The sequence below is a fragment of the Limnohabitans sp. 2KL-27 genome (assembly GCF_001269345.1).
Classification (GTDB): domain Bacteria; phylum Pseudomonadota; class Gammaproteobacteria; order Burkholderiales; family Burkholderiaceae_C; genus Limnohabitans_A.
Genome location: NZ_CXOP01000002.1, coordinates 1,611,829 through 1,634,750, shown reverse-complemented (window position 1 = coordinate 1,634,750; position 22,922 = coordinate 1,611,829). Strand labels below are relative to the sequence as shown.

21 protein-coding genes and 1 tRNA gene are annotated in these 22,922 nt (G+C 61.5%); 13 read left to right on the top strand and 9 right to left on the bottom strand.

Features of this window, described 5'->3' with window-relative positions:
- Positions 1-9 precede the first annotated feature (9 nt).
- Positions 10-759 (bottom strand): 30S ribosomal protein S2, encoded by a 750-nt coding sequence (gene rpsB, locus LHAB_RS10705; protein ID WP_090046160.1) that lies wholly within the window; start codon positions 757-759, stop codon positions 10-12.
- A gap of 223 nt (positions 760-982) precedes the next feature.
- On the opposite strand from rpsB, the gene LHAB_RS10700 reads away from it, so the two are divergent.
- Complete coding sequence (locus LHAB_RS10700; protein WP_090046157.1) at positions 983-2,338, top strand: amidase; 1,356 nt, start codon at positions 983-985, stop codon at positions 2,336-2,338.
- Positions 2,339-2,342: 4 nt separating this feature from the next.
- Entirely contained in the window at positions 2,343-3,842 is a 1,500-nt protein-coding gene (locus LHAB_RS10695; RefSeq protein WP_090046155.1) for an NAD(P)H-hydrate dehydratase, read from the top strand.
- 7 nt (positions 3,843-3,849) lie between these two features.
- On the opposite strand, the gene rnr is transcribed toward LHAB_RS10695, so the two are convergent.
- Positions 3,850-6,126 (bottom strand): ribonuclease R, encoded by a 2,277-nt coding sequence (gene rnr / locus LHAB_RS10690; RefSeq protein ID WP_090046152.1) that lies wholly within the window; start codon positions 6,124-6,126, stop codon positions 3,850-3,852.
- 18 nt (positions 6,127-6,144) lie between these two features.
- On the opposite strand from rnr, the gene LHAB_RS10685 reads away from it, so the two are divergent.
- Positions 6,145-6,229, top strand: a tRNA-Leu gene (locus LHAB_RS10685).
- A 156-nt stretch (positions 6,230-6,385) separates the two neighbouring features.
- On the opposite strand, the gene rimO is transcribed toward LHAB_RS10685, so the two are convergent.
- Both rimO and phaR read right to left on the bottom strand, forming a co-directional pair.
- Entirely contained in the window at positions 6,386-7,795 is a 1,410-nt protein-coding gene (rimO, locus tag LHAB_RS10680) for a 30S ribosomal protein S12 methylthiotransferase RimO (protein WP_090046149.1), read from the bottom strand.
- Between the two features lie 57 nt (positions 7,796-7,852).
- Entirely contained in the window at positions 7,853-8,422 is a 570-nt protein-coding gene (phaR, locus tag LHAB_RS10675) for a polyhydroxyalkanoate synthesis repressor PhaR (protein ID WP_369814115.1), read from the bottom strand.
- A gap of 185 nt (positions 8,423-8,607) precedes the next feature.
- On the opposite strand from phaR, the gene LHAB_RS10670 reads away from it, so the two are divergent.
- Genes LHAB_RS10670 through tolA form a run of 9 tightly spaced genes read left to right on the top strand, consistent with a single transcriptional unit; the run spans position 8,608 to position 15,061 of the window.
- Positions 8,608-9,246 (top strand): riboflavin synthase, encoded by a 639-nt coding sequence (locus LHAB_RS10670; RefSeq protein WP_090046147.1) that lies wholly within the window; start codon positions 8,608-8,610, stop codon positions 9,244-9,246.
- The gene (gene ribBA, locus LHAB_RS10665; RefSeq protein ID WP_090046145.1) at positions 9,243-10,370 is read left to right on the top strand and encodes a bifunctional 3,4-dihydroxy-2-butanone-4-phosphate synthase/GTP cyclohydrolase II; all 1,128 of its coding nucleotides are present in this window, start codon (positions 9,243-9,245) and stop codon (positions 10,368-10,370) included. The genes LHAB_RS10670 and ribBA overlap by 4 nt, the downstream gene beginning before the upstream one ends.
- A 2-nt stretch (positions 10,371-10,372) precedes the next feature.
- The gene (ribH, locus tag LHAB_RS10660) at positions 10,373-10,870 is read left to right on the top strand and encodes a 6,7-dimethyl-8-ribityllumazine synthase (RefSeq protein WP_090046143.1); all 498 of its coding nucleotides are present in this window, start codon (positions 10,373-10,375) and stop codon (positions 10,868-10,870) included.
- Positions 10,870-11,391, top strand: coding sequence for a transcription antitermination factor NusB (gene nusB / locus LHAB_RS10655; RefSeq protein WP_090046141.1), 522 nt, complete (start codon positions 10,870-10,872; stop codon positions 11,389-11,391). The genes ribH and nusB overlap by 1 nt, the downstream gene beginning before the upstream one ends.
- Positions 11,392-11,410: 19 nt before the next feature.
- Entirely contained in the window at positions 11,411-12,598 is a 1,188-nt protein-coding gene (locus LHAB_RS10650; RefSeq protein ID WP_090046138.1) for a pyridoxal phosphate-dependent aminotransferase, read from the top strand.
- Positions 12,595-13,014, top strand: a complete 420-nt coding sequence (locus LHAB_RS10645; protein WP_090046136.1) for a YbgC/FadM family acyl-CoA thioesterase — start codon at positions 12,595-12,597, stop codon at positions 13,012-13,014. Before LHAB_RS10650 ends, LHAB_RS10645 begins: the two co-directional genes overlap by 4 nt.
- A complete protein-coding gene (gene tolQ, locus LHAB_RS10640; protein WP_090046134.1) occupies positions 13,011-13,709 on the top strand; it encodes a protein TolQ in 699 nt (232 codons plus the stop codon). Before LHAB_RS10645 ends, tolQ begins: the two co-directional genes overlap by 4 nt.
- A gap of 10 nt (positions 13,710-13,719) precedes the next feature.
- Positions 13,720-14,139 (top strand): biopolymer transporter ExbD, encoded by a 420-nt coding sequence (locus tag LHAB_RS10635; RefSeq protein ID WP_090046131.1) that lies wholly within the window; start codon positions 13,720-13,722, stop codon positions 14,137-14,139.
- 7 nt (positions 14,140-14,146) lie between these two features.
- A complete protein-coding gene (gene tolA, locus LHAB_RS10630) occupies positions 14,147-15,061 on the top strand; it encodes a cell envelope integrity protein TolA (protein WP_090046129.1) in 915 nt (304 codons plus the stop codon).
- Positions 15,062-15,078: 17 nt separating this feature from the next.
- Here the strand turns inward: tolA and LHAB_RS10625 are convergent, their stop codons facing one another.
- The 5 genes from LHAB_RS10625 to LHAB_RS10605 all read right to left on the bottom strand — a co-directional run bounded on the left by LHAB_RS10625 (position 15,079) and on the right by LHAB_RS10605 (position 21,851).
- Complete coding sequence (locus tag LHAB_RS10625) at positions 15,079-16,065, bottom strand: NADPH:quinone reductase (protein ID WP_090046127.1); 987 nt, start codon at positions 16,063-16,065, stop codon at positions 15,079-15,081.
- 27 nt (positions 16,066-16,092) lie between these two features.
- Positions 16,093-19,620, bottom strand: a complete 3,528-nt coding sequence (gene dnaE, locus LHAB_RS10620) for a DNA polymerase III subunit alpha (RefSeq protein ID WP_090046125.1) — start codon at positions 19,618-19,620, stop codon at positions 16,093-16,095.
- 46 nt (positions 19,621-19,666) lie between these two features.
- Positions 19,667-20,362, bottom strand: a complete 696-nt coding sequence (locus LHAB_RS10615; RefSeq protein WP_090046122.1) for a DUF599 domain-containing protein — start codon at positions 20,360-20,362, stop codon at positions 19,667-19,669.
- 153 nt (positions 20,363-20,515) lie between these two features.
- On the bottom strand, positions 20,516-21,049 hold the full coding sequence (locus tag LHAB_RS10610) for a flavodoxin family protein (RefSeq protein WP_090046120.1): 534 nt from the start codon (positions 21,047-21,049) through the stop codon (positions 20,516-20,518).
- 100 nt (positions 21,050-21,149) lie between these two features.
- Positions 21,150-21,851, bottom strand: coding sequence for a pirin family protein (locus LHAB_RS10605; RefSeq protein WP_090046117.1), 702 nt, complete (start codon positions 21,849-21,851; stop codon positions 21,150-21,152).
- 107 nt (positions 21,852-21,958) lie between these two features.
- Here LHAB_RS10605 and LHAB_RS10600 point away from each other — a divergent pair, with 107 nt between their 5' ends.
- Positions 21,959-22,897, top strand: a complete 939-nt coding sequence (locus LHAB_RS10600) for a LysR family transcriptional regulator (RefSeq protein ID WP_090046114.1) — start codon at positions 21,959-21,961, stop codon at positions 22,895-22,897.
- Positions 22,898-22,922 lie beyond the last annotated feature (25 nt).

Below are 22,922 nucleotides of genomic sequence, written 5' to 3'. Positions count from 1 at the left end.
CTTGGGAACTCAGGCAGAAGCGTTGGCTTCTTCGACGAATTCATCAGCGCCTTCGGTGACGGCCTTGATCACATCGTTGACCGCATTGGCGCGGCCTTCGATGATCGCGTCGGCGATGCCACGGGCGTACAAAGCCACGGCCTTGGCCGAGTCGTCGTTACCAGGAATGATGTAGTCGATGCCTTCGGGCGAGTGGTTGGAGTCCACCACACCAATCAATGGGATACCCAATTTTTTGGCTTCCGAGATGGCAATTTTGTGGTAACCGACGTCGATCACAAAAATAGCATCGGGCAAGGCCGCCATGTCTTGGATGCCGCCGATGTCTTTCTCGAGCTTTTCCATCTCGCGCTTGAACATCAGTTGTTCTTTTTTGCTCAGACTGTCCAAGCCAACTTCTTGCTGAGCCTTCATGTCCTTCAGACGCTTGATCGAGGTCTTGACGGTCTTGAAGTTGGTCAGCATGCCGCCCAACCAACGCTGGTCGACGAAAGGCACGCCGGCGCGCTGGGCTTCTGCAGCAACCGTTTCACGGGCTTGGCGCTTGGTGCCGACCATCAAGATGGTGCCGCGGTTGGCAGACAACTGCTTGGCGAACTTGATCGCATCCTGGAACATCGGCAGCGATTTTTCCAGGTTGATGATGTGGATTTTGTTGCGGTGACCAAAGATGAACGGGGCCATCTTGGGGTTCCAGAAGCGGGTTTGGTGACCGAAGTGGACACCGGCTTCCAGCATTTCGCGCATGGTGACAGACATAAAAATACTCCAAAGGTTGGGTCTAAAATCCGATCCACTGATCGCACACAGCATCTCAAACACTGCGCGCAACACCTTGTCGGGACGGATTCGCGGATGAACTTCGCTTGACCTGGGTCACTGTTTGACGACATGTAGAACATGACACTCAAAAGACAGCGCTCAGGCTTTGCAAAGCCTTAGGATTATAGCATCCTGTCCCACTCGAAAGTGTCCCTTCCCCATGAAAGCCGACCTGATCGCCACCCGGCAAGCCATCCGGGCTGGATCTACCCATCCCCTCGAAGCCGCTCAAGCCTGCCTGGCCGTGGCGCAAAGCCCAGCCTGCGCCCACGCATTCATGCAACTCTCACCTGAGGCGGTGCAGCGAACGGCCAGCCAACCCCAAGTGGTCCAAACCCCGCTCGCTGGTTTGGCGGTATCCATCAAAGACCTTTTTGATGTCCAAGGGCAGATCACCCAAGCGGGCTCGATCGTCCTGAAAAACCAGCCCCCGGCGCCAGCGGACTGCCTGGCCGTGGCGCGTTTGCGGGCCGCAGGCGCGGCCCTGATTGGGCGCACGAACATGGTCGAGTTTGCCTTTTCTGGCGTGGGCACCAACCCGCACTACGGCACACCTGCCGCCTGGGACGGGTTGCACGACCAAGCCGTGGGCACCCCCGGTGAGCCCCATGTGCCCGGCGGCTCCAGCTCGGGCGCGGCCGTGTCGGTGGCCACCGGTGCCGCCTTCGTGGGTCTGGGCTCGGACACGGGCGGCTCCATCCGGGTGCCCGCCGCTTTGAACGGCATTGTGGGTTTCAAGAACACCGCACGCCTGGTGCCCACACAAGGCGCCCTGCCCCTGTCCACCACGCTCGACACCGTTTGCGCCATGACGCGCACCGTGCGCGACGCGATTTTGGCCCACGAGGTGCTGTCGGCCAGACAAGTCCCACGGGGGCTGCGACCGCTGTTCGGCTTCCGCCTGGCGGTGGTCAAGCACCTGATGCAGGACGGCATGGACGCGACCGTGACGCGGGCTTTTCAACGCAGCCTGAATACGCTGCAAGCTGCAGGGGCGCGCATCGACGAACTCGCCCTGCCTGAGCTGAACGAGTTGGCCCCGATGATGAGCACCGGCGGTTTCAGCCCGGCCGAGGGCTTTGCCTGGCACCGTGCGCTGATCGAGCGCGAAAGCGGTCACTATGACCCCCGCGTCCTGCAACGGCTGATGCGCGGCTCGGGCATGAAAGCCCACGAATACATGGATTTGGTTGAGGCACGTCGGCATTGGATTGGCCGCGTGGAAGCCGCACTGGTGGGTTACGACGCCGTGCTATCGCCCACCACCCCCATCACCGCCCCCACCATCAGCGACGTGGCCCCGGGAGCCGAGCGCGATGCCGAGTTTTTCCGGGTCAACGGCCTGCTGCTGCGCAACACCAGCGCAGTCAACACTCTCGACGGCTGCGGCATCTCTTTGCCCTGCCACGCGCCTGGCGAGCTGCCCGTGGGCTTGATGGCCTGGCACGCAGCCATGCACGACGACACCATTTTGCAGCTGGCCTTGCTGCTCGAGCCCTTGCTGCAGCAGCACTGACCCCATGCGCATCCTCAGCCGCTCACACGCTTGGCCCATCCTAGGGCCTGCGCAGATCCGGCAGCTGGAGCCGGCGCTGCAGGCCCTCAGCCCCACGCCCCTGATGCAAAGCGCGGGTCTGGCCTGCGCCCAACTGGCCCTGGCCGTGGCGCCGCATGCCCAGCGCATCTGGGTTGCCGCAGGTCCGGGTAACAACGGCGGTGACGGCCTGGAGGCTGCTTTGCACCTGCACCAATGGGGCAAAGACGTGGTGGTCAGCCTCGCAGCATCCGAGCGCAGCCCGGCAGATGCGCAAGCGGCCTTGCAAAGGGCGCAGCAAGCGGGCGTCTGCATTCGCTCTGGCGTGCCCACCGAATGGCTGCGCGCCATGGCCGCGCAGGATCTGTGCGTCGACGCCCTCTTGGGGATCGGTGCCACGCGGCCCTTGAGCGCCGATTTGCGGGCCTGCGTGCAGGCCATGCAAATCTGCGCAGCCCCGGTCCTGGCCATCGACGTGCCCACCGGTCTGAACCCTCAATCGGGCCAGTGGCTGGATGGCGACAGCGGCGGCAGCTTGTGTGTGCAGGCCCACCACACTTTGAGCCTCATCTCGGTGCAGGCCGGTTTACTCATGGGGCATGGGCGCGACGCCAGTGGACAAATTTGGCTCGAAGACCTGGGCTATCGGCCCAGTCAGCACCACTTAGCGCCCTTGGCCTGGCTCAATGCCCCATACGCATCGGCACCCAAAACCCACGCTAGCCACAAAGGCAGCCATGGCGATGTGGCGGTGGTTGGCGGTGAAGGCCTGGCCACGCACGGCATGGGCATGAGCGGCGCGGCCATTTTGGCGGCCACAGCCGCCTTGCACGCGGGTGCTGGGCGCGTCATGCTGAGCCTGCTGTCCGGACCGGCCAGCGACAGCGTGCCACCCGATGTGATGCAACGCGAATTCAATCGGCTCGAGCTTGAAAAACTGCATGTGGTGTGCGGCTGCGGCGGCGGCACCGCTGTGCAAGCGGTCTTGCTCGAAGTGCTGCAGCGCAGTGCCCAGCTGGTGCTGGACGCCGATGGCCTCAATGCTGTGGCGCAAGACCGTCCATTGCAAAACGCGCTGCGCCAGCGGGCCAACCTGCAAGGGGCTTCGCTAACTACCGTCCTCACACCCCACCCATTGGAAGCGGCCCGACTGCTGGACTGCAACACGGCGCAGGTCCAAAACGACCGCTTGAAAGCAGCACAAGAGCTGGCCGAACGCTTCCAATGCAGCGTGATCCTCAAGGGTTCGGGCACCGTGATTGCCGCGCCCGGACATGCGCCGCGCATCAACACCTCGGGCAACGGCAGACTGGCCACAGGCGGCACGGGCGATGTGCTGGCCGGACTGGTAGGGGCACGCATGGCGCAAGGCCTGAGCGCTTTCGGTGCAGCCTGCGCTGCCGTGGCGCAACACGGACAAGTGGCCGATGACTGGCCACAAGAGAAGGCGCTCACCGCCAACCGTCTGGCAAGGCGGTTGGCCTGAACGGTCTTCAGCGCCGAGGCTTGGTGGTCCTCGGGCCTTTTTTCTTGGCGGCTGCTTTTTTCACCGAAGCCTTGAGGGCTTGGATCGGTGAGCGGTTGCGCTCAGCGTCGGCTTGTCGGCGGTCCTGCGCGCCACGCTTCTTGTCGCGCCCGCCTTCTGCAGGGGCTGACACGCCTTTGTCACGCATGGCACGTGGCACCAAATCTTCGCCCGGTGTCACCAAGCGGAAATCGATTTTTCGCCCATCCAGATCGACCCGACTGACCTGCACCTGGACCCGGCTGCCAATGGCGTAACGGATGCCCGTTCGCTCACCACGCAGTTCTTGGCGCAACTCGTCAAAGCGGAAATACTCACCGCCCAGCTCGGTGATGTGGACCAACCCCTCGACATACAAAGTGTCCAAAGTCACGAAGATGCCAAAGCTGGTGGCTGCCGACACCACACCGCTGTATTCCTCACCCAAGTGCTCACGCATGTACTTGCACTTGAGCCAGGCTTCCACGTCCCGACTGGCCTCATCGGCGCGGCGTTCGTTGGCGCTGCAATGCAGCCCTGCCGCCTCCCAGGCACGCTGGTCGGCCGCCGACATGCGCACCCGTGGCGCAGACGACTCGGGCGCGTCGCCCTTGGCTGCACGGCTTTTCTCCAGCCGCTTGCTCAGCTTGGCATGCGCCTCGCCGGGCAGGGGCAAGCTTGGCAGCGTGTATTTGCGGTCCAGCAAAATGGCCTTGATGACCCGGTGCACCAGCAAATCCGGGTAGCGCCGGATCGGGCTGGTGAAGTGGGTATAGGCCTCGTAAGCGAGACCAAAGTGCCCACTGTTGACCGGCGTGTAAATGGCCTGCTGCATGGAGCGCAGCAGCATGGTGTGGATTTGTTGGGCGTCCGGGCGGTCCTTGGTCGCGAGCGCGATTTTCTGAAACTCGCTGGTGTGCGGCTCATCGCTGATGCCCATGCCCAAACCCAGGGCCTTGAGGTAATTGCGCAGGATGTCTTTTTTCTCGGCTGTCGGGCCTTCGTGCACCCGGAACAAGCCTGGGTGTTTGCCCTGCTGGATAAAGTCGGCGCTGCAGACGTTGGCCGCCAGCATCGCTTCCTCAATGAGGCGGTGCGCTTCGTTGCGCACGCGAGGAACGATTTTTTCGATCCGGCCGCTCTCGTCGCACACGATTTGCGTTTCAGTGGTTTCAAAGTCCACCGCACCCCGCACAGCCCGCGAAGCCAGCAAAGCCTTGTACACATCCTGCAGGTTCATCAGGTCGGTCACGCGCGCTTTGCGTTTGGCTGCTTCCGGTCCACGGGTGTTGGCCAAAATGGCCGCGACTTCGGTGTAAGTAAAGCGAGCATGGCTGTGCATCACCGCGGGGTAAAACTGGTAGGCATGCACATCGCCCTTGGCGTTGACCAGCATGTCGCACACCATGCACAAACGGTCCACATCCGGGTTGAGCGAACACAGGCCGTTGGACAGCTTTTCCGGCAACATGGGGATCACGCGGCGCGGGAAATACACACTGGTAGCGCGGTCGTAGGCGTCGATGTCGATGGCGCTGCCCGTTTGCACATAGTGGCTCACGTCGGCAATCGCGACCAATAAACGCCAGCCTTTGCCACGCCCCACCTTGGCTGGCTCGCAATACACGGCATCGTCAAAATCACGTGCATCCTCGCCATCGATCGTGACCAAGGGCACATCGCGCAAATCCACCCGGTCCTTGCGGTCCTTGGGCAGCACTTTGTCGGGCAATCCTTTGGCTTGGTCAATGCATTCGGCAGAGAACTCGTGCGGCACGCTGTACTTGCGCACAGCGATCTCGATCTCCATGCCCGGGTCGTCGATTTCGCCCAACACCTCTTTCACCCGGCCCACAGGCTGTCCGAACAAGGCGGGCGGCTCGGTCAACTCGACCACCACCACTTGGCCTGGCTTGGCGGTGCTGGTGGCACCTTTGGGGATCATCACATCCTGGCCATAGCGCTTGTCCTCGGGCGCCACCAGCCACAAGCCGCCTTCATGCAGCAAGCGGCCAATGATGGGCTGCTCAGGACGCTCGATGATTTCAACAATGCGGCCCTCGGGTCGGCCTTTGCGGTCCTGGCGCACGATGCGCACCTTAACGCGGTCCTTGTGCAACACGGCACGCATTTCATTGGGCGACAGGTAAATGTCCGACTCGCCGTTGTCACGGATCAAGAATCCGTGACCATCGCGGTGCCCTTGAACACTGCCTTCTATTTCTTCCAGCAAGCCGCTGGGTGGCGCTACTTTTTTGATATACAATCCTTTAATTCCTGAGGCGCCCAGATGGCGGAATTGGTAGACGCACTAGTTTCAGGTACTAGCGAGTAACATCGTGGAGGTTCGAGTCCTCTTCTGGGCACCAATCTTATCGAATCAGATAAGTTATTTACAGCACAAGCCGTTGATTCATGATCAGCGGCTTTTTTGTTGTCTGAAACACGCTGCTTGGCGTCCACGTTGGGCAAAACGCACCGCATCCGGGCCGCTGAAGGGCCGGCCCGCAGCGCACCATGCATCTTCAAACCGGCACCCCCACCAGGTCGTGGCCTTCCACGCTGACGATGCGCGCGCGGGTGAATTCGCCCACCTTGAGGGTTTTGCTCATCTTCTCGGGTGGCAACAAACGCACCACACCATCGATTTCGGGCGCGTCGCCAAAGCTGCGGCCCACACCACCGCGACGGCCCATGGCCGGAGCGCTGTCCACCAGCACCTGCATGGTCGAGCCCACGCGTTGGTGCAAACGGGCAATCGAGACCTCCTCTGCCACCGCCATGAAGCGGGCACGGCGCTCTTCGCGCAGCGCTTCGGGCAGCATGCCGGGCAAGTCGTTCGCTGCTGCGCCCTTGACTGGGCTGTAGGCAAAGCAACCGGCACGGTCGATTTGTGCTTCGCGTAAAAACCCCAGCAGGTGCTCGAACTCTTCCTCAGTCTCCCCTGGGAAACCCGCGATGAAGGTGCTGCGGATCACCAATTCAGGGCAGAGTTCCCGCCAACGCTGGATGCGCTCGAGGTTTTTCTCGCCACTGGCCGGCCGCTTCATGCGCTTGAGCACATCGGGGTGGCTGTGTTGAAAAGGCACATCCAAATATGGCAAGACCAGTCCTTCGGCCATCAAGGGGATGATGTCGTCCACACTCGGGTAAGGATAAACATAGTGCAAGCGCACCCATGCACCGTGCGCTCGGGCCATCTCGCCCAAGGTCTGTACCAATTCCAGCATCCGGGTTTTGACCGGCTTGCCGTCCCAAAAGCCCGTGCGGTATTTCACATCCACGCCATAGGCCGAGGTGTCCTGGCTGATGACCAGCAGCTCTTTCACGCCGCCTTCAAACAAGGCTTTGGCTTCTTTGAGCACATCGCCAATCGGGCGAGACACCAGGTCCCCTCGCATGGAGGGGATGATGCAAAACGTACAGCGGTGGTTGCAGCCTTCGCTGATTTTCAAATACGCATAGTGGCGCGGCGTGAGCTTGAGCCCGGCTTCGCCAAAGCCGCCAGGCACCAGATCGAGAAAGGGGTCGTGAGGCTTGGGCAAATGCGTGTGTACCGCGTCCATCACCTCTTGCGTGGCGTGTGGCCCGGTCACGGCCAGCACGCTGGGGTGCATTTCCCGCACCATGTTGCCGCCGCCCTCACCTGTTTTGGCTCCCAGGCAACCGGTCACGATCACTTTGCCGTTCTCATTCAGGGCTTCGGCAATCGTGTCCAGACTCTCCTGAATGGCTTCGTCGATGAAGCCACAGGTGTTGACGATGACCAGGTCAGCGCCCTCAAAAGTCTTGGAGGTCTGGTAGCCCTCGGCGCTCAGTTGCGTCAGGATCAGTTCGGAATCGGTCAGCGCCTTGGGGCAACCCAGGCTGACAAAACCCACTTTGGGGGCGGGCTGGCTTGCGGACAAGGGGGCGGTGGCGGTCATTTCACTCATCCCCGCATTGTCCCCGCAAAAACGATCGGCTTGTGACAAAAGGGTAAGAAGCGCCGATCAAGTCCTCAAACCCATCACACCCAAGAGTTGTTCGGTGTTCTTCTGGATTTGCTTTTGCATCTGGTCCTGCATTTGCGCCATGACGCTTTGCGAGGGGTTGGCCAGGCCGGAAAACATGTTTTGCATCAAAGGTGTTTGCCACTGCATGAACTGCGCCCACACTTCAGGGCTCAGGGCCGGACTGGACTCGCCCAGCTTGCTTTGCCAGTCCATGAAGGACTGAACATGGCTCTCCAAATAGGAGCCCATGTGGCCCTGCATGGCATGGCCATAAAAACGGATGATGTTGGACAAGACCGCCTCGCTGAACATGGGCACGCCTGCGGACTCTTCTTCCAGAATGATCTGCAGCAAGATGGAGCGCGTCAGGTCTTCGCCGGTTTTGGCGTCCAGCACCACCATGGGCGATGCGGCCATGACCAACTTCTTGATCTCGGCCAGCGTCACATAGGTGGAGGTTTGCGTGTCATACAAGCGCCGGTTGGGGTACTTTTTGATGGTGCGCACAACATCGGGCACTTTTGTGCCGGCGCTTGGGGCTGACTTGGCTTGGGGCTTGACCGGCAATGAAAACTCCTGATGGGGCACTGCAATTGAAAAATCTGCTGCAATGCAACATTCTAGGCAAACACCCTGGCCCTTGGTGCCTTGGTTTACCCTGAGCCCCCGAAGGCCGCCTGGCGGCAAGCCTCTTTGCTTTTTTGTTGCCAACCGATCCGATTCACCCTCTTTACCTGCGAAAATACACGGCTATGTTCACCGGAATCATCACCGGCGTGGGGCGCATCGTCGCCATTCACGACCTGGGTCGCTCTTTACACCATGGCAAGCGCCTCACCATCGAGGCCCCTGCCGGGTACCTTGACGATGTGGGCCTGGGCGACAGCATCGCCTTGAACGGCGCTTGCATGACCGTCACCACCTTCAGCCCCGAGAACCGCCAGTTCACCATCGACATCTCGGCCGAATCGCTGGACAAAACCAGCGGCTTGGACCAGCAAGGGACCGTCAACCTCGAAAAAGCCCTGCGTGCCCATGACCGACTGGGCGGGCACATTGTGTCCGGTCACGTCGATGGCGTGGGCCAAATCAGCTATTTCGCACAAATCGGCGAGAGTTGGGAGTTGCGCGTTTTGGCGCCCCAAGTGCTGGCCAAATACCTCGCTTACAAAGGCTCCATCACCGTCAACGGGGTCAGCCTCACCGTCAACCGCGTGGCCGATCTGGCCGATGGCTGCGAGATCAGCATCAACCTCATTCCGCACACTGTGGACAACACCGCACTTGGCAGCCTCAAAGCCGGCAACCAGGTCAACCTCGAAATCGACACCGTGGCCCGCTACGTGGAGCGCATGCTCAGCGCAGGCCTGATCCAGAAAGACACCGCATGAACGCCCCCGAAAAACTGTCGCCTGTGGCGATCTCGCCTGTCGAAGAGATCGTGGCCGAGATGAAAGCCGGTCGCATTGTGATCCTGGTCGACGAAGAGGACCGCGAAAACGAAGGCGACCTGGTGCTGGCGTCTGACCACGTCACGCCCGAAGCCATCAACTTCATGGCCCGCTTTGGCCGGGGCTTGATTTGCCTGACGCTCACCCGCGAGCGCTGCGAATTTCTCAAGTTGCCGCCCATGGCCGCCCGCAACGGCACCGTCTACAGCACCGCTTTCACCGTGTCGATCGAGGCGGCGGAAGGCGTGACCACCGGCATCTCGGCCGCCGACCGCGCCAAGACCGTGCAAGTGGCCGTGGCCAAGGCCAGCCAAGCCACCGACTTGGTGCAACCGGGCCACATCTTCCCGCTCCAAGCGGTGGACGGCGGCGTGCTGATGCGCGCAGGCCACACCGAAGCCGGTTGCGACCTGGCCGCCATGGCCGGCTGCAGCCCCTCGTCGGTGATCTGCGAGATCATGAAAGACGATGGCACCATGGCCCGCCTGCCCGATCTGCAAATTTTCGCGGCCGAACACGGCTTGAAAATCGGCACCATCGCCGACCTGATCGAGTACCGCAGCCGCAACGAATCGCTGGTCGAGCGCATTGGCAGCCGCACGCTGCAAACCGCACACGGCGAGTTCACGGCCCACGCCTTTCGCGACCAACCCAGCCAAACCGTGCACCTGGCGCTTGTCAAAGGCCAATGGTCGGCAGACTCTGAAGTGGCCGTGCGCGTGCACGAGCCCTTGTCGGTGCTCGACGCCCTTGAAGTCAACCGCGCCATGCACTCCTGGAGCCTGGACGCCAGCCTGAGCTACATCAACGACCAAGGCTGCGGCGTGGCGGTGTTGCTCAACTGCGGCGAGTCTGCAGACCAATTGCTGGCCCAATTTGAAGGGCGCGCCCGCTCGGCCCAAGCCCCTGAGCGCGGCAAGATGGACTTGCGCACCTACGGCGTGGGCGCACAAATTCTGCGTGAATGCGGCGTGCACAAAATGAAGCTCATGGGCAAGCCAAGGCGCATGCCCAGCATGACCGGTTATGGCCTCGAAATCACCGCTTACATCCCCAAGGAATAACCATGTTCGAAGCCCAAAAAGGCCAAGCCGATGAACTCGACGGCCAATTTCTGCACATTGGCATCGTCCAAGCCCGTTTCAACGAAGACATCACCAATGCCTTGGCCAAAGCCTGCATCGAAGAACTCGAAGCCCTGGGGGTGACCAGCATTGACCACGTCATGGTGCCTGGCGCGCTGGAAGTGCCGGTGGCCCTGCAGGCCATGGCCGAGCGCGCCGAATACGACGCCTTGATCGCGCTGGGTTGCATCATCCGCGGCGAGACCTACCACTTTGAATTGGTGGCCAACGAGTCGGGGGCGGGCGTGAGCCGGGTGTCACTCGACTACAACCTGCCCATCGCCAACGCCATCTTGACCACAGAAAACCTCGATCAGGCCATTGCGCGCCAAACCGAAAAAGGCCGCGATGCGGCGCGCGTGGCGGTGGAGATGGCCTGCATCATGGACGACCTGTCGGCCGATTTGGCCGAAGAGTTTGACGACGAAGAGAACGCCTGATGAACGACCAAAACAGCACGACGCTCATCACGGAAGAAGGCAAAAAACCTGTCGCCGGCACCCGAAAATCCTCGGCCAAGCCTGCCCGCAGCCGCTCGCGCGAATTTGCCCTGCAAGCGCTTTACCAACACATTGTGGGCCGCAACGAAGCCTCGGACATTGACGTCTTCACCCGCGACTTGTCGGGCTTTCACAAAGCCGACTCGGCCCATTACGATGCCCTGCTTTACGGTTGCATCGAACAATCGTCTACCTTGGATGCCTTGATTGGCCCCAAGCTCGACCGCAACTTTGCCGAAATTTCCCCCGTTGAGCACGCCATCATGTGGATCGGCGCCTACGAAATGCAGCACTGCCTGGACGTGCCTTGGCGTGTGGTGCTCAACGAGTGCATCGAACTGGCCAAGGACTTTGGCGGCACCGACGGTCACAAATACGTGAACGCCGTGCTGAACGGCTTGGCCCCTGAGTTGCGCAGCGCCGAAGTGCAAGCCGACCGCCAATCCGGCCGGGCCAAATAAATCCGATACCCCAGACACCATGCGCATTTCTGAGCGAGCCGAACGGATAGAGCCCTTTTGGGTCATGGAAGTGGCCAAGGCCGCTTCACAAAAAGCCCGCGAGGTCGCACACACCGACCGGCCCGTGGTCTTCTTGAACATTGGCGAGCCCGATTTCACCGCTCCGCCCCGCGTGCAAGCCGCTGCGCAAGCCGTTGTCGCCTCTGGCCAAACCCAATACACCCCAGCGCTGGGCTTGGATGTTCTGCGCCAGGCCATCAGCAACTGGTACGCCGAGCGCTTTGGCGTGCAAGTGCCCGCCAGCCGCATCGTGGTCACCGCGGGTGCCTCAGCGGCATTGCAATTGGCCTGTCTGTCGCTGATTGACCGGGGTGACGAAATTCTCATGCCCGACCCGAGCTACCCCTGTAACCGCCATTTTGTGAGCGCGGCAGAGGGCCATGCGGTCCTGCTGCCCACCACTGCTGAAGAGCGTTTTCAATTGAGCGCCGTCAAAGTGGCCGCCGCCTGGGGACCCCACACCCGCGGTGTCTTGCTGGCCTCGCCCTCCAACCCCACGGGCACGTCGATCGATCCGGCCGAATTGGCCCGCATTGTTGACGTGGTGCGCTCTCATGGCGGGATCACCCTGATTGACGAAATTTATCTGGGCCTGAGCCACGACGAGCAGTTCGGCCAAAGCGCCCTCGCCATGGGCGACGACATCATCAGCATCAACAGCTTCAGCAAATACTTCAACATGACCGGCTGGCGTTTGGGCTGGCTGGTGGTGCCCGAGCAGCTCACGCCCGTGCTGGAGCGCTTGGCGCAAAACCTGTTCATTTGCGCCAGCACCGTGGCCCAGTTTGCAGCACTGGCCTGTTTTGAGCCCGAGAGCCTGGCCGAGTACGAGCGCCGCCGTGCCGAATTCAAAGCCCGACGCGACTACTTCATCCCAGCCCTGAATGAACTGGGTCTGCAGGTGCCTGTGGCGCCCGACGGCGCGTTCTACGCCTGGGCCGACTGCACCGCGGCTTGCCAAAAATTGGGCCTGAAGGACAGCTGGGAATTTGCCTTTGCCGCTTTGGAGCACGCCCATGTGGCCATCACGCCCGGACGCGACTTTGGCACCGACCAGACCGCCCGCTTTGTGCGCTTTTCCACCGCCAACTCGATGACCGAACTGCAAACGGCCATCGCCCGCCTGAAAGCCTGGTTGCAGCCATGAGCGACAAGCGCGTTTTTGAACACCCCATCCGCATCTATTGGGAAGACACCGACGCGGGCGGCATCGTGTTTTATGCCAACTACCTCAAATTTTTTGAACGTGCCCGCACCGAATGGCTGCGCGCCCTGGGCTTTGGCCAACACGTGTTGCGCGACGCCTCGGGTGGCATGTTCGTCGTCAGCGAAACCGAGGTCAAGTACCATTCGCCCGCCCGCCTTGATGACACCCTGGCCGTCACCGCCGAGCTGCAAAGCGGCGGCAAAGCCAGCCTGACCATTGCCCAGCGCGCCTACCTGCGCGCACCAGGCCAAACCGACTGCTTACTGGCCGAAGGCACCATCCGCTTAGGCTGGGTCGACAGCACCACTTTGAAACCGGGCCGGATTCCGGCCACCGTTCTGGAAGCCCTGAAATGAACCAAGACATGTCCATCGTCTCGCTGCTTTTGCACGCCAGTTTTGTCGTGCAATTGGTGGTGCTCATTCTGATCAGCATTTCGGTGGCCAGTTGGGCCGCCATCGTGCGCAAGCTCACGGCCATCAAGCGCATCAAAAACCTCAATGAGGAATTTGAGCGCGTGTTTTGGTCGGGCACCAGTCTGAACGAGTTGTTCAACGCTGCCAGCCAAAACGCCAAACTGTCCGGCCCCATGGAACGCATTTTTGCCAGCGGCATGCGCGAATACCAAAAACTGCGCGAGCGCCAAATCAGCGATGCGGGCACCTTGCTGGACGGCGCCCGCCGCGCCATGCGCGCCAGTTTCCAGCGCGAGATGGACGTGGCCGAATCGCAATTGGCCTTCTTGGCCTCGGTCGGCTCCATTTCCCCTTATGTGGGTCTGTTTGGCACGGTCTGGGGCATCATGCACGCCTTCACCGGCTTGGCCAGTTTGCAACAGGTGACTTTGGCGACCGTGGCCCCCGGCATTGCAGAGGCCCTGGTGGCCACGGCCATTGGCCTGTTTGCCGCCATCCCGGCGGTGCTGGCCTACAACCGCTTCTCGCACGACGTGGACCGCATCGCCATCAAACTGGAAACCTTCATCGAAGAGTTCTCCAACATCCTGCAGCGCAGCCTGGGCGGGGCCAACAGCTCGGCCTCGGGCCACTGAAAGGAACGCCATGCCCGCTGTGTCATCCCGGGGCCGTGGTCGCCGCACCATCGCCGAAATCAACATGGTGCCCTTCATCGACGTGATGCTGGTGCTGCTGATCATCTTCATGGTGACCGCCCCCATGATCACGCCCAGCGTGGTGGACCTGCCCAGCGTGGGCAAAGCCGCCAAGCAGCCCGACAAAGTCATCCAGATCGTGATCCAAAAAGACGAGCGCTTGGAACTGGTCAGCGACGGCAAAACCGACAGCGCCACCCTGCCCAGCGTGGCGGCCAGCGTCAAGCGCTTGGTGGGCGACGAGCAGAACACCGCCGTGGTCATCAGCGCAGACCGCAGCGTCAAATACGAAACCGTGGTGCAAGTGATGGACAGCCTGCAACGTGCAGGCATTGCCCGTGTGGGCCTGTCGGTTCAACTGGCACCTTGACGAGGACATGGGTTTGAACGCCAAGGCGACGCCGCACCTCGAATTTGCGCCGCCGGTCCAGCCCGGCCAAGGCCGCGCATGGGTCGTGGCGGGCGTGGCGCACGCCTTGTTGTTCCTGGCGCTGGGCTTGGCCACCGCTTGGAAAACCCAACCGCAAACGGTGCAGGCCGAGGCTGAGCTGTGGTCCGCCATCCCGCAAGCCGCCGCCCCCAAACTGCAAGAGCCCCCGCCGGAACCCGAGCCCTCTCCCCAGCCAGCCCCCCAACCCGAGCCCGCCCAACCCACGCCACCGCCACCCGACCCTGCACTGGAGCGGCGCGACGCGCAAATCGCCATTGAAAAGCAAAAGCAACTGGACAAGAAAAAAGAAGCTGAGAAGGCTGAAAAGCTGAAGGCCCAAAAAGAAAAAGCCGAGACCCAACGCAAGGCGCTTGAAAAAGAAAAGCTCGCCAAAGAGAAAAAAGCACAGAAAGAAAAAGAACGCGACAAGAAAAGAGCCGAAGAAAAAGCCAAGGCCGAGAAAGCCAAAGCAGAGAAAGCCGACCAAGCCCGTGCCGATGCCCTGCGCCAGGAAAACCTCAAGCGCATACAAGGCATGGCCGGCGCCTCGGGCGGCGAAAACGCCACCGGCACAGCGCTCAAATCATCTGGCCCATCGGCCAGCTACGCGGGCCGCCTGGTGGGCAGCATCAAACCCAACATCACCTATTCCGGCGATGTGGTGGGCAATGCGCGCGCCGAGGTCGAGGTCAAGGTGGGACCGGAGGGTGTGATCTTGAGCCGCCGCATCGTGCAATCGAGCGGCAACAAAGCCTGGGACGATGCCGTGCTGCGCGCCATCGATAAGACAGAAATCCTGCCCAAAGACACCGACGGTCGTGTGCCGCCCGTGATCGTGCTGGGGTTCAGGCCGATCGATTGAGGCGAAGGCTGGCTGACTTACAAGTCCACCACCACATTGCCCACGATTTGCCCTGCTTCCACCGTTTGGTGCGCTAACGCGATTTGATCGAGCGTAAAACGGGCACCGATGCTGTGCTGCAACTGCTGTTGCGACAGCATGGCCGACAGGCGGGCCACGGCGCCTTGGCGGTCGGCGGGAGTCAGGTCATAGACCAAGAAGAATTTCACGCCCATCGACTGGAACAGCCAGGGCCGAAACGGCATGGCCACGTCCAGCGCATTCGAGCCATAACAGACCACTTGGCCGTGCGGGGCCAAAGCGCCTTCGGCGGCCCAACGCGCCGTGGTCGAAAAATCCATGTCGATGATGACCTCTGCGCCACGGCCTTGCGTCAAGGCCTTGACGCGTTCGGGCACCGACTCGGTCTTGTAAAAAATGGCCTCTTGCAGGCCTGCCGCGCGGGCGTGGGCGGCTTTGGCTTGAGAGCCGACGGTGCCGATCACGCGGCCACCGGCCAAGCTCACCATCTGGGTGATGTAGTGCCCCACGGCCGATGAAGCGCCAGTGACCAGCACGGTTTGTCCGCGCAAATCACCGGCCAGACGCTCTGCCAAAATCACCGCCTGCACTGCGGTCAAACCCGGAATGCCCATACAGGCCCCAGCCGCAAAGTCGGTGCCTTCGGGCAAGGCCACAGCCTGAGCCTCGGGCAAGGCGATGTACTGGGCGCAGGTGCCCATGGAGCGCTGCCACTGGCCATTCCAGACCCACACGCGCTCCCCGACCCGGCCCGGTGAAACACCGGCCCCCACCGCTTCGATCACGCCAGCGCCATCGCTGTGTGGCACCACCAAGGCGTCGGTCAAAGGACGGGCGCGGCGCGATTTCACGTCAGAGGGGTTCACGCCCGAGGTCAGCAAGCGAACCAACACCTCCCCCGCTTGAGGCGTGGGTGTGGGCAGCTCGCCGAGCTGCATCACGTCTTGGGCTTCGCCGTTTTGTGCGTACCAGGCTGCTTTCATGGGGAGATCCTTGGCTCGTTGGAGGGGTCAGTCGTAAACAATGCGCGCCTGACCCTGATCGGCCTGCGCCATCCAGCTGGCCAGGGCCGCATCGGTGGGGAAGAACTTGGCGGCTTCGCCCAGCGCCAGCTCGGCGCGGGCCGCCAGTTGGTCGTTGCTGCGCTCGAGCACCAGGCGCACCGGCAAGCCGCGCACCAAGTCACCTTGCTCGGTTTGTTCGCGTTGGGCGGGGAACTCTCGCACCAGGCGCGCAATGTCGGGTGCACGGCCTTTCACGGCCACGCGCAGGTATTTGCCATAGCGGCAACGGGCCGCGCCCAAGTCCATGATCTGCTCGATCTTGAGGCGAAAACCGCCCGAGAAACGGTCGGCCTGCATCTTGGCCGTGACGATGATCAGCTCGTCGTCCTTGAGCCAATGCTTGGCCGAGTGGATCAGGGCTTCGTCGGCGGTGGCTTCCATCACGCCAGTTTTGTCGTCGAGCTTGAAGATGGCCACCTTGCCGCGTTGGCCGTTGATGACGCGCAGATCGCCCACAATGCCGGCCAGCACCATGGACTCGCGGCTGTCGATCAGGTCGTCGATCTTGCGGCGGGCAAACTGGCGCACCTCGCGCTCGACCGCGTCGAACAAATGACCTGACAGGAAAAATCCCACCGCGGTTTTTTCCAGCAGCAGGCGTTCCTTGATGCCCCAGGGCATGACCTCGACCAAATCGGGCTCTTGCGTGCTGGAGCCATGCGAGTCGTCGCCCAGCATGTCGAACAGGCCGCCTTGGTTGACGTTGGCCGTCGTGGCGTTCGAGAATTCAAACGCCCGGTCGATGCTGGCTGACAGGGCGGCGCGGTTCATGTGCAGCGAGTCAAAAGCCCCCGCTTTGATCAGCGCGTCCACCGTGCGTTTGTTGATGCGGGTGCGGTCCACGCGCACGGCAAAGTCAAACAGGCTGGTGAAGGGGCCGCCCTCGTTGCGCGCGGCCACGATGGCGTCGATCGCCTGCTGGCCTGTGCCCTTGATGGCGCCCAGACCGTAGCGGATGACCTTGTCGGTCACCGGCTCGAAGCGGTGCGTGCCCCTGTTCACGTCTGGGGGGTCAAAGCAGATGCCGAATTTGATGGCATCCTCGTACAGCACCTTGAGTTTGTCGGTATCGTCCATTTCCACCGTCATGTTGGCGCAAAAGAACTCGGCGGTGTAATGCACCTTGAGCCAGCCGGTGTGGTAGGCCAGGAGGGAATAGGCAGCGGCGTGCGACTTGTTGAAGCCGTAGCCCGCAAACTTTTCCATCAGGTCAAAAACTTCGTCGGCCTTGTCCTGCGGGATGTTGTGCGTGGCCAAAGCGCCGGCTCGGAACTTTTCCCGGTGCTCGGCCATTTCTTCGGCTTTTTTCTTGCCCATGGCGCGGCGCAGCAAATCCGCGCCGCCGAGCGAGTAACCGCCCAGGATCTGCGCGGTCTGCATCACCTGCTCTTGGTAGACCATGATGCCGTAGGTCTCACTCAGCATCTCGGCCACGGCCGGGTGCGGGTACTCCACCACCTCGCGCCCGTGCTTGCGGGCCACAAAGCTGGGGATCAGGTCCATGGGCCCCGGGCGGTACAGCGCGTTCAAGGCGATCAGGTCTTCCAGGCGGCTCGGGCGGGCATCCCGCAGCATGCCCTGCATGCCACGGCTTTCAAACTGGAACACGGCTTCGGTCTTGCCGTCCGAGAACAGTTTGTAGGTGGCCGCATCGTCGAGCGGGATGTTTTCAAAGGCAAAGTCTTCCTGGCCTTTGTGCCGCTTCATGATGAACTCGCGCGCGATCTCCAAAATGGTGAGTGTGGCCAAGCCCAAGAAGTCGAACTTGACCAGGCCTGCGGCCTCCACGTCGTCCTTGTCGTATTGGCTCACGGCCGACTCGCTGCCGGGCTGCTGGTACAGCGGACAAAAATCGGTCAGTTTGCCCGGCGCAATGAGCACGCCCCCGGCGTGCATGCCCACGTTGCGGGTCATGCCCTCGAGCTTCTGGGCCAACTCGATCAGGGTCTTGACATCTTCTTCACGCTCGATGCGTTCGGCCAGGATGGGCTCCATGGCAATCGCATAGTTGTTCTTGTCGCCCTCTTTGGGCGTGGCGGGCGGGTATTGCAGCGTGACCGACATGCCCGGCTTGTTGGGAATGAGCTTGCTGATGCCATCGCAAAAGGTGTAGCTCATGTCGAGCACGCGGCCCACATCGCGGATCGCCGCCCGCGCGGCCATGGTGCCAAAGGTGGCGATCTGCGACACCGCATCGCGCCCGTATTTGTCCTTCACATAGTCGATCACCCGATCCCGGTTGCCTTGGCAAAAATCGATGTCAAAGTCGGGCATGGACACCCGCTCGGGGTTCAAAAAGCGCTCGAACAGCAAGCTGTATTGCAAGGGGTCGAGGTCGGTGATCTTGAGCGCATAGGCCACCAACGAACCCGCGCCTGAGCCCCGACCCGGACCCACCGGGCAGCCATTGGCCTTGGCCCACTGGATGAAGTCACCCACGATCAGGAAATAGCCCGGAAAGCCCATCTTCAAGATGGTGCCCAACTCGAACTCCAGCCGCTCCACATAGCGCGGCCGCTCGGCCTCGCGTTTGGTGGGGTCGGGGTAGAGGTGCTGGAGGCGTTCTTGCAGACCTTCAAACGAGACGTGGCGGAAATAATCGTCCACCGACATGACCACGCCATGAACGGGCGGGATCGGGAAGTTGGGCAACTGCGGCTTGCCCAGGACCAGTGTCAGGTTGCAGCGTTTGGCGATCTCCAGCGTGTTGGCAATCGCGCTGGGCACATCGGCAAACAAGGCACACATTTGCGCCGCCGACTTGAAGTATTGCTCGCGGGTGAAACGCCGCACCCGGCGCGGGTTGGCCAGAATTTCACCCTCGGAAATACACACCCGCGCTTCGTGGGCTTCGTAATCTTCGGCGACATGAAACTGCACCGGGTGGGTGGCCACCACCGGCAAACCCAAACGGGCCGCTAACGCCACGGCGCCTGCCACTTGGGGTTCGTCCTCCGGGCGCCCTGCGCGTTGCAACTCCAGATAAAACCGGTGCGGAAAGACCGAGCCCAGTTGCAGCGCCACGTCGGCTGCCTTGCGGGTGTCGCCTTGCACGATGGCCTGCCCCACCGGGCCTGCTTGCGCGCCCGAAAGCAAAATCAAGCCATCGGACAACTCCTTGAGCCAGGCCAGCTTGACCACGGCCACGCCTTTGACGATGTTTTGCGTCCAGGCACGGGCCAGCAGTTCGCAAAGGTTCAGGTAACCGGGGTGGTTTTGCACCAACAGCACCACCCGGCTGGTGGCCGCGGCATCGCCCCCCAGTCCTTCGAGGTTGATCTCGGCACCAATGATCGGCTTGACGCCTTTGCCCCGGCCTTCTTTGTAAAACTTGACGGTCCCAAACAAGTTGTTCAGGTCGGTGATGGCCAGTGCGGGCTGGGCGTCTTTTGCCGCGATCTTGACCACGTCGTCGATGCGGCAGGTCGAGTCAACAACAGAAAATTCGGAGTGAAGGCGCAGATGGACAAACATAGCCTGTCATTGTAGAAGGTACCCCTGCGGCAAAAGGTGTGCGTTTTCAGTCGCGCAGGACATGCAACACTTCGGAGCGGAACTCGCGCCCATACAAAATCAAAACCACCAAGGCCGTGGCCAGCACCAGCGCCATGGGCGAGAAAAACCAGGCCATGGCAGCGAATGAAAAGTAGTAGGCCCGCAAACCGTCGTTGAAGGTCTCGGCCGCAGCGCTCACCAAGTTGCCCGCACGCTCGGCAAAATGCTGGCGGTCATAAAGCTTCGCATCAAAGTCAGCAGGCGATGGCATGGCACCGATGACCAAGGCCACAAAGGTGTACTGGCGCATGGACCAAGAAAACCGGAAAAAGGCATACACAAAGATGCCCACCATCACCAGGATCTTGAGTTCGAAGACCAGCAAAGGGGTGGGCTCGGCAAACGGGATTTCGCCCACCAACTCGGCGGCTTTGTCAGTGGTGCCCAACAGCGCGAACAGCCCCCCAATGATGATGATGCTGGTGGAGGAAAAAAAGGCGGGGGTTTGAGACAGGTTTTGGGTGATCACGCCGTCCAGCACACGCGGGTCACGGTGGGTGGCTTGCATCATCCACATTTGGCGATAACGGTTGGTGTTGGCGATCAGACTTTGGTCGCGCAGACCGCGCACCTTGGCCAGCCAGGCATAACCCACCCACAAGGCAAAAAAAGTGATCAGTGCCAGCCAATCGGCCCACGGCAGCATGGTGATGATTTTCATGCTGCCATGCTAACCGAGAGGCGCTCCCATTGGCCGCAGGGGCGGCCTCCCAAAGGGACAGGCTGTTGGGTATTGTGTGGGAGCGAACCCCTGATCGCGAATGCGCGGTCTGACTCAGCGCACATTCGGCCGCAGGGGCTGCCCCCCAAGGCCTCAGCCGCGCAGCTTGGCAGCGACCGCGGCCACGCGCTCGCCATAGGCTTTGGCGGTATCCAAGTCACCTTGGGGGATGTCTTCGGCGGGGCTGGTCGGTCCGACTTGGGCCATCACACCCGAGTTGGAGCCGATGCGGTTGATGGTGCCGTCGTTCATGGCAGGCTGCCCCACCCAAATCATGCCTTGCTGCATGGCCAAGGTGATGAAGTACTGGATGGTCGACAACTTGTCACCGCTGGGGCTGGCCGAGATCGTGAAGCCGCCGGCCACCTTGTCTTTCCAGGCGCTGGTGAACCAGCGCTTGGACGAGGCGTCGGCAAACTTCTTGAACTGCCACGAAGCCATGCCCATGTAGGTGGGCGAGCCAAAGATGATGGCGTCTGCAGCGTCCAGCGCGGCCCAGTCGGCCTCGGTGATGTTGCCGTCGGCATCGATCGTGATCGATTGGGCATTGGCGCCTTGGGCCACAAATTGGGCCACGCGCTGGGTGTGGCCGTAGCCAGAATGGAAGACAACAACGGTTTTAGCCATGAGAAAAGCTCCTTGGAGGGGTTGAGAAAAATAGATGGGGACTTTGAAGGGGGCTGGATTCCTGCATTCGCAGGCATGACAAATTCATGGGCAAGAATGCTCAGGGGGCCAGGTCGAAGACAAGCACTTCGGCGTCCTGCCCATTGGCCAAAGCCAAAGACGGCTCGGATTGCAACATGGCCGCGTCACCCGCGTTGAGCTGCTGCCCATTGACCTGCAAGGTGCCGCGCACCAAGAACACGTAGGCCTTGCGCTCGGGGCTCAGCGGCAAGCTGGCGGCTTCTGCGCCGTGGAAAAGACCCGCATACATGCGCGCATCGGCGTGGATTTTGACCGTGTGCTCTGCAGCTTCGGGCGCGGCAACCAAGGCCAGCTGCCCCCTTTTGGCCGATTCGGGCACGGTTTTTTGTTCATAGCCGGGGTCGATGCCGGTCACATTGGGTTCGATCCAGATCTGTAAGAAATGGGTTTGTTCGCCCTTGGCGTGGTTGAACTCGCTGTGGCGCACACCGCCGCCCGCACTCATGCGCTGCACATCGCCGGGCGGAATGCCTTTGACGTTGCCCATGCTGTCTTGGTGGGCCAAATTGCCCGACAGCACGTAGCTGATGATTTCCATGTCGCGGTGGCCGTGGGTGCCAAAGCCGGTTTCGGGCGCAATGCGGTCTTCGTTGATGACGCGCAGGTTGCCAAAACCCATGTGGGCCGGGTCAAAGTAATTGGCAAAAGAAAAGCTGTGGAACGATTTGAGCCAGCCATGGTCGGCGTAGCCGCGTTCATTGGATTTGCGAAGTGTCAGCATGGGGTTCTCCAAGATGCAATGGTTTGACTTTAAAGATGGAACCTGTGCATGAAGTGCAATTGGTTTGCCGCCATCATTCGAATTATTTGAATTAAGATACGCCCATCATGCAAAGCCCCAAAGATTGGCTCACGCCAGACGCCCTGTTCATGCTGCAAACCATCGACGAGCAAGGCAGTTTTGCCGCTGCGGCCCGCAAGCTGAACCTGGTGCCCAGCGCCCTGACCTATCGGGTGCGACAGCTGGAAGACGCGCTCGATGTGCTGCTGTTTGACCGCAGCTCGCGCCAGGCACGCCCTACAGCAGCGGGTCAGGAATTGCTGCGCGAAGCGGGCCGTTTGCTGCACGACATCGACGCGGTGGCCAACCGGGTCAAGCGGGTGGCCACCGGCTGGGAGGCGGTGTTGACGGTGGCGGTGGACAGCATCATCTCGCGCAGCGTGGTGATGGATTTGTGCGAGGCCTTTCTGGCGCTGAACAGTCCGACACGCCTGCGCATCCGCCACGAAACCTTGTCCGGCACCATGGCCGCCTTGACGTCGGGGCAAGCCGATCTGGCCTTGGGCGTGGCGCTGGGTCAACACATGGCCGCCGACATTCAGCACATGGCGCTGGGTGAAGTGCCTTTCGTGTTTGCCGTGGCGCCTCAGCACCCCTTGGCCCAAGCGACAGAACCCTTGAGCGATGTCCAACTGGTGCAGCACCGCATGGTGGCCGTGGCCGACTCGGTGCAACGCGGCAGTGGCCTGACGGTGGGGCTCCAAGGCGGTCAGGACGTGTTCACCGTGCCCGACATGGCGAGCAAACTGCAAGCACAACTGCGTGGTTTGGGCGTGGGCTTTCTGCCCGAAAGCCTGGCCAGACCCTATGCGCAGCGAGGCTTGCTGGTGATCAAGTCAACCGACCAGTCCCGCCTGAGCGCGGTGCACGCCGCCTGGCGAGACAGTCGCATGAGCCCTGCTGGCCACGCCTTGCTGTGGTGGACCGCCCAGCTGGACAAGGCCACCACACGGACAGCCTTGCTTCAAGATGTCGCCAAAGCATGAGCTGCATTGGGAATAACCCACCCAC

Excerpts from the sequence above, each read along its gene's own strand:
- dnaE (WP_090046125.1), bottom strand. The coding sequence starts at position 19,620 with ATGTTTGTCCATCTGCGCCTTCACTCCGAATTTTCTGTTGTTGACTCG.
- rpsB (WP_090046160.1), bottom strand. The coding sequence starts at position 759 with ATGTCTGTCACCATGCGCGAAATGCTGGAAGCCGGTGTCCACTTCGGT.
- LHAB_RS10615 (WP_090046122.1), bottom strand. The coding sequence starts at position 20,362 with ATGAAAATCATCACCATGCTGCCGTGGGCCGATTGGCTGGCACTGATC.
- LHAB_RS10600 (WP_090046114.1), top strand. The coding sequence starts at position 21,959 with ATGCAAAGCCCCAAAGATTGGCTCACGCCAGACGCCCTGTTCATGCTG.
- LHAB_RS10625 (WP_090046127.1), bottom strand. The coding sequence starts at position 16,065 with ATGAAAGCAGCCTGGTACGCACAAAACGGCGAAGCCCAAGACGTGATG.
- LHAB_RS10700 (WP_090046157.1), top strand. The coding sequence starts at position 983 with ATGAAAGCCGACCTGATCGCCACCCGGCAAGCCATCCGGGCTGGATCT.
- tolA (WP_090046129.1), top strand. The coding sequence starts at position 14,147 with ATGGGTTTGAACGCCAAGGCGACGCCGCACCTCGAATTTGCGCCGCCG.
- LHAB_RS10605 (WP_090046117.1), bottom strand. The coding sequence starts at position 21,851 with ATGCTGACACTTCGCAAATCCAATGAACGCGGCTACGCCGACCATGGC.
- LHAB_RS10670 (WP_090046147.1), top strand. The coding sequence starts at position 8,608 with ATGTTCACCGGAATCATCACCGGCGTGGGGCGCATCGTCGCCATTCAC.
- ribBA (WP_090046145.1), top strand. The coding sequence starts at position 9,243 with ATGAACGCCCCCGAAAAACTGTCGCCTGTGGCGATCTCGCCTGTCGAA.
- nusB (WP_090046141.1), top strand. The coding sequence starts at position 10,870 with ATGAACGACCAAAACAGCACGACGCTCATCACGGAAGAAGGCAAAAAA.
- rimO (WP_090046149.1), bottom strand. The coding sequence starts at position 7,795 with ATGAGTGAAATGACCGCCACCGCCCCCTTGTCCGCAAGCCAGCCCGCC.
- ribH (WP_090046143.1), top strand. The coding sequence starts at position 10,373 with ATGTTCGAAGCCCAAAAAGGCCAAGCCGATGAACTCGACGGCCAATTT.
- tolQ (WP_090046134.1), top strand. The coding sequence starts at position 13,011 with ATGAACCAAGACATGTCCATCGTCTCGCTGCTTTTGCACGCCAGTTTT.
- LHAB_RS10645 (WP_090046136.1), top strand. The coding sequence starts at position 12,595 with ATGAGCGACAAGCGCGTTTTTGAACACCCCATCCGCATCTATTGGGAA.
- LHAB_RS10610 (WP_090046120.1), bottom strand. The coding sequence starts at position 21,049 with ATGGCTAAAACCGTTGTTGTCTTCCATTCTGGCTACGGCCACACCCAG.
- LHAB_RS10650 (WP_090046138.1), top strand. The coding sequence starts at position 11,411 with ATGCGCATTTCTGAGCGAGCCGAACGGATAGAGCCCTTTTGGGTCATG.
- LHAB_RS10695 (WP_090046155.1), top strand. The coding sequence starts at position 2,343 with ATGCGCATCCTCAGCCGCTCACACGCTTGGCCCATCCTAGGGCCTGCG.
- LHAB_RS10635 (WP_090046131.1), top strand. The coding sequence starts at position 13,720 with ATGCCCGCTGTGTCATCCCGGGGCCGTGGTCGCCGCACCATCGCCGAA.